15 protein-coding genes are annotated in these 13525 nt (G+C 62.8%); 7 read left to right on the forward strand and 8 right to left on the reverse strand.

All coding sequences use genetic code 11. The features are described from left to right. The first annotated feature begins 2 nt into the window (after nucleotides 1–2). From F3I16_RS11370 to pabB, 3 genes are all read left to right on the forward strand, one after another. Nucleotides 3–1529 carry an inactive transglutaminase family protein gene (locus F3I16_RS11370; RefSeq protein WP_160080386.1) on the forward strand — a complete coding sequence of 509 codons (1527 nt, stop codon included), beginning with the start codon at nucleotides 3–5 and terminating at the stop codon, nucleotides 1527–1529. Nucleotides 1530–1535: 6 nt separating this feature from the next. After that, complete coding sequence (locus F3I16_RS11375) at nucleotides 1536–2519, forward strand: alpha-L-glutamate ligase-like protein (protein WP_178116667.1); 984 nt, start codon at nucleotides 1536–1538, stop codon at nucleotides 2517–2519. Nucleotides 2520–2633: 114 nt separating this feature from the next. Beyond that, nucleotides 2634–3977, forward strand: coding sequence for an aminodeoxychorismate synthase component I (pabB, locus tag F3I16_RS11380; protein ID WP_160493748.1), 1344 nt, complete (start codon nucleotides 2634–2636; stop codon nucleotides 3975–3977). Between the two features lie 69 nt (nucleotides 3978–4046). Here the strand turns inward: pabB and thrH are convergent, their stop codons facing one another. Next, on the reverse strand, nucleotides 4047–4664 hold the full coding sequence (thrH, locus tag F3I16_RS11385) for a bifunctional phosphoserine phosphatase/homoserine phosphotransferase ThrH (RefSeq protein WP_160493749.1): 618 nt from the start codon (nucleotides 4662–4664) through the stop codon (nucleotides 4047–4049). A 186-nt stretch (nucleotides 4665–4850) separates the two neighbouring features. On the opposite strand from thrH, the gene F3I16_RS11390 reads away from it, so the two are divergent. Beyond that, nucleotides 4851–5585 carry a phosphoadenylyl-sulfate reductase gene (locus F3I16_RS11390; protein ID WP_218573230.1) on the forward strand — a complete coding sequence of 245 codons (735 nt, stop codon included), beginning with the start codon at nucleotides 4851–4853 and terminating at the stop codon, nucleotides 5583–5585. A 78-nt stretch (nucleotides 5586–5663) separates the two neighbouring features. Here F3I16_RS11390 and cysB read toward each other — a convergent pair whose 3' ends face one another. The 5 genes from cysB to F3I16_RS11415 form a co-directional block, all read right to left on the reverse strand. Further along, a complete protein-coding gene (cysB, locus tag F3I16_RS11395; RefSeq protein ID WP_160080376.1) occupies nucleotides 5664–6638 on the reverse strand; it encodes an HTH-type transcriptional regulator CysB in 975 nt (324 codons plus the stop codon). A gap of 138 nt (nucleotides 6639–6776) precedes the next feature. After that, complete coding sequence (locus F3I16_RS11400) at nucleotides 6777–7265, reverse strand: universal stress protein (RefSeq protein WP_160493750.1); 489 nt, start codon at nucleotides 7263–7265, stop codon at nucleotides 6777–6779. 92 nt (nucleotides 7266–7357) lie between these two features. Next, nucleotides 7358–8263: a 5'-nucleotidase gene (locus F3I16_RS11405; RefSeq protein ID WP_160493751.1), complete on the reverse strand. Its 906-nt coding sequence runs from the start codon at nucleotides 8261–8263 to the stop codon at nucleotides 7358–7360. Nucleotides 8264–8270: 7 nt separating this feature from the next. Further along, a complete protein-coding gene (locus F3I16_RS11410; RefSeq protein WP_160493752.1) occupies nucleotides 8271–9218 on the reverse strand; it encodes a putative 2-dehydropantoate 2-reductase in 948 nt (315 codons plus the stop codon). Next, the gene (locus tag F3I16_RS11415; protein WP_160494028.1) at nucleotides 9218–9565 is read right to left on the reverse strand and encodes a thioredoxin family protein; all 348 of its coding nucleotides are present in this window, start codon (nucleotides 9563–9565) and stop codon (nucleotides 9218–9220) included. The genes F3I16_RS11410 and F3I16_RS11415 overlap by 1 nt, the downstream gene beginning before the upstream one ends. A 37-nt stretch (nucleotides 9566–9602) precedes the next feature. Between F3I16_RS11415 and F3I16_RS11420 the strand changes: the two genes are divergently transcribed. Further along, nucleotides 9603–10022, forward strand: a complete 420-nt coding sequence (locus F3I16_RS11420) for a PilZ domain-containing protein (protein ID WP_160493753.1) — start codon at nucleotides 9603–9605, stop codon at nucleotides 10020–10022. Between the two features lie 148 nt (nucleotides 10023–10170). Then, entirely contained in the window at nucleotides 10171–11247 is a 1077-nt protein-coding gene (locus tag F3I16_RS11425) for a 3-deoxy-7-phosphoheptulonate synthase (protein ID WP_160493754.1), read from the forward strand. 57 nt (nucleotides 11248–11304) lie between these two features. On the opposite strand, the gene F3I16_RS11430 is transcribed toward F3I16_RS11425, so the two are convergent. After that, on the reverse strand, nucleotides 11305–11577 hold the full coding sequence (locus F3I16_RS11430; RefSeq protein WP_160080357.1) for a GNAT family N-acetyltransferase: 273 nt from the start codon (nucleotides 11575–11577) through the stop codon (nucleotides 11305–11307). An 18-nt stretch (nucleotides 11578–11595) separates the two neighbouring features. Further along, complete coding sequence (locus F3I16_RS11435; RefSeq protein ID WP_160493755.1) at nucleotides 11596–12861, reverse strand: hypothetical protein; 1266 nt, start codon at nucleotides 12859–12861, stop codon at nucleotides 11596–11598. A gap of 303 nt (nucleotides 12862–13164) precedes the next feature. On the opposite strand from F3I16_RS11435, the gene F3I16_RS11440 reads away from it, so the two are divergent. Continuing rightward, a complete protein-coding gene (locus F3I16_RS11440) occupies nucleotides 13165–13416 on the forward strand; it encodes an Lpp/OprI family alanine-zipper lipoprotein (RefSeq protein WP_160080353.1) in 252 nt (83 codons plus the stop codon). Nucleotides 13417–13525: the final 109 nt, after the last annotated feature.

Raw genomic sequence — 13525 nt, forward strand, 5'->3', positions numbered from 1 at the left:
TCATGCGATCCTTGACCCTGCATCTGAAAGTCCTCATCACCCTCCTGGTGACGGTGGGCATTCTGGTTACGGCCTACCAGATCTTCATTCTCGGCATCCCGGTGACCGAGGATGAAACCGACGACCTGTGGAACATCGACGCCAAGGTCGAGTTCCAGGCCAGCGCCCGCGAGCCGGTCAAGGTTCAGATGTTCGTGCCGCCGCTGAACCAGGACTACGTCAGCCTGAACGAGAGCTTCATCTCGAATAACTACGGGGTGAGCATCAACCGCACCGACGGCAACCGCAAGGTGACCTGGTCGGCGCGCCGCGCCAACGGCAACCAGACCCTGTACTACCGCCTGGTGCTGACCAAGCGCTACAGCGGCGAGCAGCCGAAGGCCAAGGGCCCGATCTACCGCGACAGCATCGCCGTGGAAGGCGCCGAGAAGATTGCCGCCGAAGCCCTGCTGGCCCCGATTCGCCAGCACTCGGCCGACGTCGAGACCTTCATCAGCGAGACCATCAAACGGGTCAACAATGTCGGCGACGACAACGTCAAGCTGCTGATGGCCGGCGATGCCTCCACGCCGAACAAGGCGAAGATCATCGAGCTGCTGCTGTCCATCGCCCATGTGCCGATGGAGCGGGTACACACCATCCGCCTGGCCGCCGACATCCAGCAGAACCCGGAGCTGTGGCTGCGCAGCTTCAACGGCAAAGACTGGCTGTACTACAACCCGGACACCGGCGAGCAGGGCCTGCCGGCCGATCGCCTGGTCTGGTGGACCGGTGACGACCAGCTGGTGAGCATCGAGGGCGGCAAGAAGGCCCAGGTCAGCTTCACCCTGAACAACAGCGAAATGAACGCCATCCGCCTGGCCAAGCTGACCGACGAGAACACCGACGTCGACTTCCTCGAATACTCGCTGTACGGCCTGCCGCTGCAGACCCAGCAGACCTACCAGATCATGATCATGATCCCGATCGGCGTGCTGGTGATCCTGATCCTGCGCAACCTGGGCGGCCTGCAGACCCTCGGTACCTTCACCCCGGTGCTGATCGCCCTGGCCTTCCGCGAAACCCAGCTGGGCTTCGGCATCGTCCTGTTCACCATCATCACCGCGCTCGGCCTGTCGCTGCGCTCCTATCTGGAGCACCTCAAGCTGCAGATGCTGCCGCGCCTGTCGGTGGTACTGACCTTCGTCGTGGTGCTGATCGCCGTGATCAGCCTGTTCAGCCACAAGCTGGGCCTGGAACGCGGGCTGTCGGTGGCGCTGTTCCCGATGGTGATCCTGACCATGACCATCGAACGCCTGTCGATCACCTGGGAGGAACGCGGTGGCGGCCATGCCTTCAAGGTGGCGGTCGGCACCCTGTTTGCCGCGACTCTGGCGCACCTGCTGATGAGCATTCCGCAGCTGACCTACTTCATCTTCACCTTCCCGGCCGTGCTGTTGATCATGGTGGGCTTCATGCTGGCGATGGGTCGCTACCGCGGCTACCGCCTGACCGAGCTGTTCCGTTTCAAAGCCTTCTTGAAGGATTGAGCCATGATCGGTCTGTGGAAGACATGGAAAGCCCTGAGCGCCCGCGGCATCATGGGCATCAACCGACGCAATGCGGACTACGTGCTGAAGTACAACAAACGGCACCTGTACCCGATCGTCGACGACAAGATCATCACCAAGGAGCGCGCGATCCAGGCCGGCATTCATGTGCCGGAGATGTACGGGATCATCTCCACCGAGAAGGAAATCGAGAAGCTCGACGAGATCATCGGCGAGCACAACGACTTCGTCATCAAGCCGGCGCAGGGCGCCGGCGGTGACGGCATCCTGGTGATCGCCGACCGCTTCGAGGGGCGCTACAAGACGGTATCCGGCAAGATCATCAGTCACGAGGAAATCGAGCACCAGATTTCCAGCATCCTGACCGGCCTGTACTCCCTCGGCGGCCACCGCGACCGTGCGCTGATCGAGTACCGGGTCACCCCGGACCCGATCTTCAAGAGCATCAGCTACGAAGGCGTGCCGGACATCCGCATCATCGTACTGATGGGCTACCCGGTCATGGCCATGCTGCGCCTGCCCACCCGCCAGTCCAACGGCAAGGCCAACCTGCACCAGGGCGCCATCGGCGTGGGTGTCGACCTGGCCACCGGCCTGACCCTGCGCGGCACCTGGCTGAACAACAAGATCAGCAAGCACCCGGATACCACCAACGCGGTGGATGGCGTGCAGCTGCCCAACTGGGACGGCTTCATGAAGCTGGCCGCCGGTTGCTACGAGCTGTGCGGCCTGGGCTACATCGGCGTGGACATGGTGCTGGACCAGGGCAAGGGCCCGTTGATTCTCGAACTCAACGCCCGCCCCGGCCTGAACATCCAGATCGCCAACGATTGCGGCCTGACCCATCGCGCCCACGCGGTGGAAGCCCATATCGCCGAGCTGGAGAAGCAAGGCGTGAAGGAAAGCGCGGAAGAACGCGTGCGCTTCTCCCAGCAGCTGTTCGGCCACGTCAAACCGGCGGAAATCTGATTCGACGCGGCACCCGAAGCCCGGCTCCGGCCGGGCTTTTTCATGCCCGCGCTTCTAGGCCCGCGCACCCTGCGCGGTCTACAATCCTGTTCCGCGCTTGCCTGACCAATCCGCATGTCCATCTGTAGCGTCCACCCCCTACCCTACCAGGCCGACCCCGCCCACTACTTCGCCCGCGTGCGCCAGGCGCCCGGCGCGCTGCTACTGGATGCCGGTCGCCCCCAGGCCGAGCGCGGGCGTTTCGATCTGCTCAGCGCCTGGCCATTGCAGAGCTTCGAGCCGGCGCAAGCCGAGCCTGCCGGTGCATTCTTCCAGCGCCTGCGCCAGGGCCTGAACCGGCTCGGGCGTGCCGAGGCGCCGGCCGACTGCGAACTGCCGTTTACCGGCGGGCTGATCGGTTACCTGAGCTATGACTTCGGTCGCCGTTTCGAACAGTTGCCCAGCCACGCGCAGGATGACCTGCACCTGCCGGATGCACGTTTCGGCTTGTATGGCTGGGCCCTGATCAGCGACCACCAGCAGCAGACCAGCCAACTGATGTTCCACCCGCAACTGGGCGAGGACGAGCGGGCGCGCCTGCTCGAACTGTTCCGTCGCCCGGCGCCGGTAGCTGCGCCGGCCTTCAAGTTGCTGCAGCCGTTCCATGCGGACCTTCGGCAGGACCAGTACCGCCAGGCCATCGCGCGTATCCAGGCCTATATCCAGGCCGGCGACTGCTACCAGGTGAACTTCGCCCAGCGTTTCCAGGCGCCTTGCGCGGGCGATCCCTGGGCCGCCTACCAGGCCTTGCGTGCCGCCTGCCCGACGCCGTTTGCCGGCTTCCAGGCCCTGCCCGATGGCGGCGCGATTCTCAGCCTGTCGCCCGAGCGCTACCTGCAGGTCAGTCAGGGCCGGGTGGAAACCCGCCCGATCAAGGGCACCCGCCCGCGCGGCGCCACGCCCGCCGAGGACCAGGCCAATGCCGCCGAGCTGTTGGCCAGCGCCAAGGATCGCGCGGAGAACCTGATGATCGTCGACCTGCTGCGCAACGACCTGGGCCGCAGCTGCCGCACCGGCTCGGTGCGGGTGCCCGAGCTGTTCGCCCTGGAGAGCTACCCCAACGTGCATCACCTGGTCAGCGCGGTGACCGGCGAGCTGGCCGAGGGCCGCGACGCACTGGACCTGATCGCCGGCAGCTTTCCCGGCGGCTCGATCACCGGCGCCCCGAAGATCCGCGCCATGCAGATCATCGATGAGCTGGAGCCGACCCGCCGCGCGCTGTACTGCGGTTCCCTGCTCTACCTGGATGTACGCGGCGAGCTGGACAGCTCGATCGCCATTCGCAGCCTGCTGGTCAAGGATGGCCACATCAGCTGCTGGGGCGGCGGCGGCATCGTCGCCGACTCGGACTGGCAGGCCGAATACCAGGAATCCATCACCAAGGTGAAGGTGCTGCTGCAGACCCTGGAAGCCCTCTGAGAAATCGAGGCGCCGCAGCCCACAATGAACAAGGCCCGCAATTGCGGGCCTTGTTCATGCTGGCGAACCTTACAGGCTCAGCTCGCGATTGGACGCCTTGAGGAACTCGCGCTTGAGGTCGTCATAGGTGTGCACCGCCGGGAACTGCGGGAACTCGCGGATCACGTTATCCGGCGCATGGAACAGGATGCCGGCATGGGCCTCGCTGAGCATGGTGGTGTCGTTGTACGAGTCGCCGGCGGCGATCACCCGGTAGTACAGGCTCTTGAAGGAAATCACCGACTGACGCTTGGGGTCCTTCTGGCGCAGCTGGTAGCCGACCACGCGATCGGTCTCGTCGGTGACCAGCTTGTGGCACAGCAGGGTCGGGAAGCCCAGCTGGCGCATCAGCGGCTGGGAGAACTCATAGAAGGTGTCCGAGAGGATCACCACCTGGAAGCGCTCGCGCAGCCAGTCGACGAACTCCACGGCGCCTTCCAGCGGCTTGAGGGTGGCGATCACTTCCTGGATATCGGCGAGCTTCAGGCCATGTTCGTCGAGGATGCGCAGGCGCTGCTTCATCAGCACGTCGTAATCGGGAATATCCCGGGTGGTCGCCTTGAGGGCGTCAATGCCGGTTTTTTCGGCGAAGGCGATCCAGATTTCCGGAACCAGAACACCTTCGAGGTCGAGACAGGCAATTTCCACAGGACACTCCTAGCTAGCTATTTGACAGAAGGCGGCACTCTAGCGATTCACCTGAGCGGACGCAACGCGCCACTTATATCCATATAGGTCAGTCCAACTGGCATATGGTTATTTAGACGCATATGTCCTTTTTGCTACCATCGCCGGCACAGAGCGTTAAGCGCCATCCACCAGGAAACCAGCCCGATGAGCCAAGCCTTCAACGTTGCCGAACTGGCAACGGCCTATGCCAACAAATCCCCCCAGGACATCCTCAAGCTGGCCTTCGAGCACTTCGGTGACGAGCTGTGGATTTCCTTCAGTGGTGCCGAGGACGTGGTGCTGGTCGACATGGCCTGGAAGCTCAACAAGAACGTCAAGGTATTCAGCCTGGATACCGGCCGCCTGCACCCGGAAACCTACCGTTTCATCGAGCACGTGCGCGAACACTACGGCATCGCCATCGACGTGCTCAGCCCGGATCCCCAGCGCCTGGAAGCCCTGGTGCGCGAGAAAGGCCTGTTCAGCTTCTACAAGGACGGCCATGGCGAGTGCTGCGGCATCCGCAAGATCGAGCCGCTCAAGCGCAAGCTGGCCACGGTCAAGGCCTGGGCCACCGGCCAGCGCCGTGACCAGAGCCCGGGGACCCGCAGCCAGGTGGCGGCGCTGGAGCTGGACGCCGCCTTCTCCACGCCCGACAAGCCGCTGTACAAGTTCAACCCGCTGGCGCAGATGAGCAGCGAGGAGGTCTGGGCCTATATCCGCATGCTCGAACTGCCCTACAACAGCCTGCACGAGCGCGGCTATATCAGCATCGGTTGCGAGCCCTGCACCCGCCCGGTCCTGCCCAACCAGCACGAGCGCGAAGGCCGCTGGTGGTGGGAAGAGGAAACCCAGAAGGAATGCGGCCTGCACGCCGGCAATGTGATTGCCAGGGCCTAACCGGCTCGACTAAGAGTTATCGCAGGCTCCAATGAAAAGGCCCGGCCAGTGCCGGGCTTTTTTCGCTCTGGACGCCACTCAGTAGGTCGGCAGCTCGACGCCGTCGAACAACTCTTCCAGCTCGGCCTTGGTGTGGCACTGCACGGCCTTTGCCATCATGTCGCGGGTCAGGTGGGGAGCGAACTTCTCGATGAAGTCGCACATGAAGCCGCGCAGGAAGGTGCCGCGACGGAAACCGATCTTGGTCACGCTGGACTCGAACAGGTCACTGGCGTCCAGAACCACCAGGTCGCTGTCGAGCTTGGGGTCGACCGCCATGCGCGCGACGATGCCGACCCCCAGGCCCAGGCGGACATAGGTCTTGATCACGTCGGCATCGGCCGCAGTGAACACCACCTTGGGCGTCAGGCCGCGATGGCTGAAGGCTTCGTCGAGCTTGGAGCGGCCGGTGAAGCCGAATACATAGGTGACGATCGGGTATTCGGCCAGGGCCTCCAGCGACAGCTTCGGCAGCTTGGTCAGTGGATGCCCCTGCGGCACCACCACGCAGCGGTTCCAACGGTAGCACGGCATCATCACCAGATCGCCGAACAGCTCCAGCGCTTCGGTGGCGATGGCGAAGTCGACGGTGCCATCTGCCGCCATTTCGGCGATCTGCATCGGGGTGCCCTGATGCATGTGCAAGGCGACGTCCGGATACTGCTTGATGAAGCTGCTGATCACTGGCGGCAGGGCATAGCGCGCCTGGGTGTGGGTGGTGGCGATCGACAGTGTGCCCTTCTTCTCGTTGGAGAACTCCTGGGCGATCTGCTTGATGCTCTCCACCTTGCGCAGAATCTCACCGGCGGTGGTGATGATCCGCTCGCCGGCCGGGGTCACCCGGGTCAGGTGCTTGCCGCTGCGGGCGAACACCTCGACCCCCAGCTCGTCCTCCAGCAGGCGAATCTGTTTGCTGATGCCGGGCTGCGAGGTGTACAGGCTCTGCGCGGTCGCGGAAACGTTGAGATCGTGGTGCGCCACTTCCCAGATATAGCGCAGTTGCTGGAGCTTCATAGATATCCCTCTAAAGCAGATAGACGCTGCCCGAATGTGCCAGCCGCGTTTTATAACCATATTAATGGTTTAAGGATTAAAACTAGACGATCTTTTTAGTTTTGCATGCCGTTCGTCTAACGCTCACTCAGAAGCCAATCATCCGCGGTGCTGCAGCATCGGCACCAGGTACACCGGGATCTCCGACAACTGCAGCACCCGTGCGGCGGTGCGGCCCAGGGCCGTATCGGTGATGGCGCCATGACTGTGACTGCCAACGATCAGCAGATCGACGGCGAGTCTGCGCGCCTCATCGAGAATCACCTGGGAGGGATCGCCCTGGGTCACGCACACATTGCGGATCAGCTCGCCGTCGCGCTGCGCATCCCCCAGCTCGTCACGAAAGCCCTCCAGTACCCGCTGCTCGATGTTCGCCATGACATTGCCCAGGCCCTTGCTGCGCAATTCCTGCAGCGTGCTGTCATCCAGGTAGGTCTGCAGTACCGACTCGGCGAACAGGCCCATGGGCTCCACCGCATGCACCACATAGAGCTCGGCCCGCAGCCCGCGCGCCAGAGCCAAGGCATGCTGCAAGACGTAGGGGGCATATAGGCCAAGGTCTGTGGCATAGAGAATGGATCGGATCACATGGCCTCCCGCACTCGCGCTCACGGCCTTTTTTCAAGCTTAGCAGCGTGCCGGCGCGGGCGGGCACCGCGAGCCGCCGGCGGACAGGCGGATCAGGGCTGCAGCTCGTTGCTCACGCCATGGGGCACATGGCCGGTGGCGACCACGTCGCGGGCTTTTTCACAGTGCCCGCTCTGGTCATCGAAGAACACATCGGCGGCAAAGGCCTCGAGAAAGGCCGCCTTCTCCAGGCCGCCGAGAAACAGCGACTCGTCCAGGCGGATGTCCCACTCGCGCAGGGTGCGGATCACCCGTTCGTGGGCCGGCGCCGAACGCGCGGTCACCAGCGCCGTGCGGATCGGGCACTGATCTTCGCCGAACTCACGCTGCAGGTGATTGAGGGCCGCCAGGAAGTGCTTGAACGGCCCGCCGCCCAGCGGCTCGCGCGCGGAGGCCTTCTCGTGATCCTGGAAGGCCTCCAGGCCACCTTGCTGATAGACCCGCTCCGACTCATCGGAAAACAGCACGGCATCGCCGTCGAAGGCGATGCGCAACTCGGTGCTGGCCGCTCGCTGGGCGCCACCGGAGAGGATGGTGGCCGCGGCGAAGCCGGCCTCCAGGGCGCTGCGCACATCCTCGGCATGGGTCGACAGGAACAGGTGACAGCCGAAGGCGGCCAGGTAGGGATAGGGGCTGCGCCCACCGACGAAGGCCGCCCGCGAGATGCTCAGGCCATAATGCTGGATCGAGTTGAACACGCGCAGGCCGGTATCGGCACTGTTGCGCGACACCAGGATCACCTCGACCCGCGCCTGCCCCAGGCGGGAGTTGATATCGAGCAGTTTCTCCACCAGGGGAAAGGCGTCGCCCGGTCCGAGAATCTCTTCTTCGTGGTCGATCTGATACTGACGGTAGGCCGCAACCCCTTCGCTCTCGTAGATACGATGGCTCTCACGCAGATCGAACAGGGCCCGCGAGGAAATCGCCAGCACCAGTTTGTCACCCAATCCCTTGCCCATAACGACCTCAGCCTCTCTCCAGAAAGCCCAGCGCCTGATGCAGCATGCGCACCTTCGGCAACTCGCACCCTGCTGCACTCGCGGCTGCCAGCGGTGCCGCATAAATGGCCTCGAGCTCCAGCGGGCGCTGCAGCGCGAAGTCGTGGTACATGCTCGGCAGATAGTCGGGCATATCATCGGTGACCGCCAGCAGTTTGTCGGCATAGCCGACCGGCACCGGATGGCCGCAAGCGGCGGCGCCCTCAACCACCTCGAGCATGATGGCGTGGATCAGCGCACAACTCTCGGCATTGCCCATCAGGCGGCGGGTGCCGGCATTGAGCAGCACCGCGAGGCCGTTGTATGGCACGTTCCACACCAGCTTCTGCCAGCGCGCCTGCTGCAAGCTGGCCATCGTCGTGGACTCCAGGCCTGCCGCGCGAAACAGCGCGGCCCCCTCCTCGGCAATCGCCTGGCCCTGCGCCTCGCTGCCGCCCGGCCCCGAGTGGTAGCCCAGGTGTACCGCTCCCAGCGCCTGATGCTCGATCACCCCAGGGGCCGCTCGATTTGCACAGATGAAACAGAGCCCGCCAAGCAGGTGCAGACTGTTCGGCAGCAAGGGACGCAGGCTCTCCTCCACCGCCAGGCCATTCTGCAACAGCACGACTTTGGCCCCAGGCGCCGCCACCCGGGCGATCACGGGCGCCAACTCGGCATTGCTGGTGGTCTTGCTGCCGACCAGCAGCCAGTCGCAGGCGGGCATCTGCTCGACGTTTTGCCAGGCGTTTACTCGTGGCAGCTGTAACTTGCCGTGTACAGCGCTGTTAACCTGCAAGCCGTGTTCGGCTACCGCGGCATACTCGCTGCGCAGCAGAAAATGCACCTCGAAGCCGGCACGAGCCAGCATCAGGCCGTAGAAACCGCCAATCGCACCAGTGCCAATGATGCCGATACGCGGGCGCTTGCAGTCTTGCATCAGGGTAACTCCTCGGGTTCCAGCTGTAGCGCGCGCAGTACAGCCCTGTTGATCTCCGGGCCAGTCAGGCGGCAGTGCAACTCGCCAAAGAACTGACCATCGCGAACCAGGAACAGGCTGGGCAGGCGAAACACCTCGTAGCGCCGCACCAGGCCGCCATTATTGCCGCCATCCACCCAGCACAGCCGCACCACGTCCAGCACCAGCCCAGGAAGCGTCTGACGCGCCCAGCGGCAACTGGCACAACCTGTGCTGGTAAATACGAGCAGGGAAGTGCCAGGCAGCTGCAACAAGCGCTGCTCCGCATCGAAGTCGGTCAACTCCAGAGCGGGCACTATACTGTTCATGTGCGATGTCAAATAAGTGGCATCCGGAGTAGTAAAAATGCGTCATTTCTTGCGTCATCCCAGCGACATGCCAGTCGAGCTGGTTCCACGCAGACAGGCGTTCCTACCGCGACAAAGGCTGAACAATATCAGTCTCGGCGGGGTGGCATGCAATTCCAGCAAGGGCTTTCGCAGAGGCACGGCGGTCGAATTGCGCATCCCCTTGCTCGGCGAGCAGGCACGCTACCCCGGCGTTGTCGCCTGGTGCCGCAAGCAGGCCGATGATTATCTGGTCGGCGTTGCCTTCATCGACGAAGACACCCTGTTTCGCGCCCGCATGGTCGAGCAGGTCTGCCAGATCGAGCACTATCGCCACCAACGTGAACTGGAGCTGGGTGAAGCGGTCTCGGTCGAGGCGGTCGCCCGGGAGTGGATCGCCCTGCATGCCGCGGAGTTCTCCAGCGCCAGCCTGGCCTAGGGCTTTCGCAGCATCACGCGGGTTTTAGCAGCCGCGCCCATTGTCGAGCCCGCCCGTTACGCGCTAAGGTTCCGCTTCCCCGCTGCGCCCATGATTCGCCGTGCCTCTGGCACCCGTGACCTGATGACCCTGACTGATGAATAGCACGATGGCTGATTTACCGATCGACGATCTTAACGTTGCCTCCAACGAAACCCTGATCACTCCGGCGCAGCTCAAGCGCGAAATCCCACTGACCGCCGCCGCCCAGCACACCGTCGCCCACGGTCGCGAAGTGGTGCGCAATATTCTCGATGGCAAGGACCACCGCCTGTTCGTGGTGGTCGGCCCGTGCTCCATCCACGACATCAAGGCCGCCCACGAGTACGCCGAGCGCCTCAAGGCGCTGGCCGCGGAAGTCTCGGACAGCCTGTTCCTGATCATGCGCGTGTATTTCGAAAAGCCGCGCACCACGGTCGGCTGGAAAGGCCTGATCAACGATCCCTACCTGGATGACTCGTTCAAGATCCAGGACGGCCTGCACATCGGCCGCCAGCTTCTGCGCGACCTGGCCGAAATGGGCCTGCCGACCGCCACCGAAGCACTCGACCCGATCTCCCCGCAGTACCTGCAGGACCTGATCAGCTGGTCGGCCATCGGCGCGCGCACCACCGAATCGCAGACCCACCGCGAGATGGCCTCCGGCCTGTCCTCCGCGGTCGGCTTCAAGAACGGCACCGACGGCGGCCTGACCGTGGCGATCAACGCGCTGCAGTCGGTATCCAGTCCGCACCGTTTCCTCGGCATCAACCAGGAAGGCGGCGTGTCCATCGTCACCACCAAGGGCAATGCCTACGGCCACGTGGTGCTGCGCGGCGGCAACGGCAAGCCGAACTATGACTCGGTCAGCGTCGCCATCTGCGAGCAGGAACTGACCAAGGCCAAGATCAAGCCCAACATCATGGTCGACTGCAGCCATGCCAACTCCAACAAGGACCCGGCCCTGCAGCCGCTGGTGATGGAGAACGTGGCCAACCAGATTCTCGAGGGCAACCACTCGATCGTCGGCCTGATGGTGGAAAGCCACCTGGGCTGGGGCAGCCAGTCGATCCCGAAGAACCTCTGCGACCTCAAGTACGGGGTTTCCATCACCGATGCCTGCATCGACTGGGATACCACCGAGAAGACCCTGCGCAGCATGCACGCCAAGCTCAAGGATGTGCTGCCGAAACGCCAGCGCGGTTGAACCCAGCCGCAATGAAAACGCCGGGCAGATGCCCGGCGTTTTCATTGGTGCGGCCGATTAGTGGTTGCGCTGGCGGCGTTCGAGGTAGCGCTCGACGTACGAGCAGGACGGAATCACCGTGTAGCCCATGCTGTGTGCATACTCCAGGGCCTGCTCGGTGAGCGCCGCGGCGATACCGCGGCCACGCAAGGGGTTCGGCACAAAGGTACGGTAGATATCCAGGGTCTGCTTGCCCAGATCCATATAGGCCAGATATGCCCGATGGCCATCGATGACGGCCTCAAACTGATGGCCAGCCTGATCATGGTGGATGGACAACCCTTCGCTCATTTCTACTCCTCTAGGGTTCTAGAACAGAACCCTTACCTTATCGATCTTTTCCAGGCTGAGAAACATCTCTGCCGAACCACTGCCAAACTGGACACTCAGGAAAGCCTTGCCGTTCGCTACCTTGTGCAGGATGCCCTGATAGTAGGTTCCATCATAGGTAATGAACTGTAGTCGCTTGCCGGCGTGCTCGGGCAGGCTGGCGACCGTGACGAAATCATACTGCGGCGAACGCATTGCCTGCTCGGTTTCAGGCGCCCGCACCAGCTCATCGACTTCCGGGACGGGAGCCGCATCCGGGTCCACCCAGGTAAAGGCCAGGTTTTGCACGGCCTGCTGGTTGATCAGCAACACCGGCCGCAGCATGGCCACCACATCCTTGGCCTCGAAGAACTGCAGGCCATCCCACGCCATGCCTTCGCTGGGCGCCAACTCCAGGCGCAGTGCCTGGGGATCTTTATAGTAGCCCCCCAACGCGTCGAGCAACTGCGGATCCAGCGCGATGCGCTGCGCCCGCAGCGAACGGTCGAGCTGTTCCAGCGAGGTCTGCAGGTAGGCCTGCGCATCTTGTCCGAGCTTGCCGGCACAGTAGCTCTGCACTTTGCGCAGGTACTGGTTGTCGTTGAGTTCCACCGTCACCCCGGCCAGGCGTGGCGGATTGACCCGCAGATCCCCGGGTTTTTCCGACATGTTGGCCAGGGCGAAGCTGACCCGATACTCACCCATGTCACGGGTATCGGCGGTCAGGTTGAATGTCAGGCTCTGCGCGCCGGGTTGATACAGATAGGTAAACTGCGCATCCGTCTCCAGGGTGCGGTAGCCCATTTCCAGCAAGTCATCGGTACCGATGACACGGGTACTGCCGCAGGCCACTTGCGACCAGGCGTCATATAGGGACGGCTCGTCTGCTTGCTGGTTCAGCTGCGCCATGAGCGGCCCGTGCACATCCAGCTGCAAGCCCTTGATGTTGACTGCCATCTGCTCGGGGAACTTGCCTTCGGCCAGGCGCTCCTTGAAACGCAGCAAGTCCATCAGCCCCTTGAACTTGAGCTCGGCATGTTCGATGCGGAACTGATCATCCAGCAGCGGCACCTGCACCTTGATCCCGCTGACCCCGACACGGCCATCGAAGGAGGAGGTAATCCCCGAGTAACTCACGGTCATGAACGGCGATAGTTGCTCGACGGCATCGTTCATGATCGAGCGCACGGACAACCACAGCGACGCCTTGATAAGTAGCGCAATTGCCAGAATGCCCAACACGGCCCATTTAACAAGTTTCGACATACCCACATCCTTGAAGTATCGCGGGGCAACATCCGCCCAGAAAGCCAGCCCGGATGCTATCAGGCCGGCCGCCTGCCAGCCACGCCCGTGCACACTTTTGCGGCACCGGCGAACCGCCGCTAATCGTCAGATCTGTATGTTTTTTAAACAAAAAATAAGCCGCGCGTGGTTCAGGTGAAAAAAAAGCGCCACGCTTGCGCAAGGTCAGTTTACTTACTACAAGTAATGGGTACTATGTAGCCCGGCTAATTTCCCAGTGTTGGGAAATTGCTTTTATGGAAAGTCCACCTTAAGGGGAACACGATGAACAACGTTCTGAAATTCTCTGCTCTGACTCTGGCAGCAGTTCTGGCTACCGGTTGCAGCAGCATGTCCAAAGAAACCGAAGCCCGTCTGACCGCTACCGAAGACGCCGCTGCCCGCGCTCAAGCTCGTGCTGACGAAGCTTACCGCAAGGCCGACGACGCTCTGGCCGCTGCTCAGAAGGCTCAGCTGACCGCTGACGAAGCCAACGAGCGCGCTCTGCGTATGCTGGAAAAAGCCAGCCGCAAGTAATACTTGCCAAGGCTTTAAAAGCCGACCTGGTTTCAGGTCGGCTTTTTTATTGCCTGCAGTTTTTACAGGCAACAAAAAACCCGTCGGGTGCAGCACACCGGACGGGTTG

It is taken from the genome of Pseudomonas sp. L-22-4S-12, from assembly GCF_009799935.1.
Lineage (GTDB): Bacteria > Pseudomonadota > Gammaproteobacteria > Pseudomonadales > Pseudomonadaceae > Aquipseudomonas.

What these genes read in the sequence shown, in the direction of transcription:
- F3I16_RS11370 (WP_160080386.1), top strand. Translation starts at nt 3, where the DNA reads ATGCGATCCTTGACCCTGCATCTGAAAGTCCTCATCACCCTCCTGGTG.
- pabB (WP_160493748.1), top strand. Translation starts at nt 2,634, where the DNA reads ATGTCCATCTGTAGCGTCCACCCCCTACCCTACCAGGCCGACCCCGCC.
- F3I16_RS11390 (WP_218573230.1), top strand. Translation starts at nt 4,851, where the DNA reads ATGAGCCAAGCCTTCAACGTTGCCGAACTGGCAACGGCCTATGCCAAC.
- cysB (WP_160080376.1), bottom strand. Translation starts at nt 6,638, where the DNA reads ATGAAGCTCCAGCAACTGCGCTATATCTGGGAAGTGGCGCACCACGAT.
- F3I16_RS11405 (WP_160493751.1), bottom strand. Translation starts at nt 8,263, where the DNA reads ATGGGCAAGGGATTGGGTGACAAACTGGTGCTGGCGATTTCCTCGCGG.
- F3I16_RS11410 (WP_160493752.1), bottom strand. Translation starts at nt 9,218, where the DNA reads ATGCAAGACTGCAAGCGCCCGCGTATCGGCATCATTGGCACTGGTGCG.
- F3I16_RS11415 (WP_160494028.1), bottom strand. Translation starts at nt 9,565, where the DNA reads ATGAACAGTATAGTGCCCGCTCTGGAGTTGACCGACTTCGATGCGGAG.
- F3I16_RS11420 (WP_160493753.1), top strand. Translation starts at nt 9,603, where the DNA reads ATGCGTCATTTCTTGCGTCATCCCAGCGACATGCCAGTCGAGCTGGTT.
- F3I16_RS11425 (WP_160493754.1), top strand. Translation starts at nt 10,171, where the DNA reads ATGGCTGATTTACCGATCGACGATCTTAACGTTGCCTCCAACGAAACC.
- F3I16_RS11430 (WP_160080357.1), bottom strand. Translation starts at nt 11,577, where the DNA reads ATGAGCGAAGGGTTGTCCATCCACCATGATCAGGCTGGCCATCAGTTT.
- F3I16_RS11435 (WP_160493755.1), bottom strand. Translation starts at nt 12,861, where the DNA reads ATGTCGAAACTTGTTAAATGGGCCGTGTTGGGCATTCTGGCAATTGCG.
- F3I16_RS11440 (WP_160080353.1), top strand. Translation starts at nt 13,165, where the DNA reads ATGAACAACGTTCTGAAATTCTCTGCTCTGACTCTGGCAGCAGTTCTG.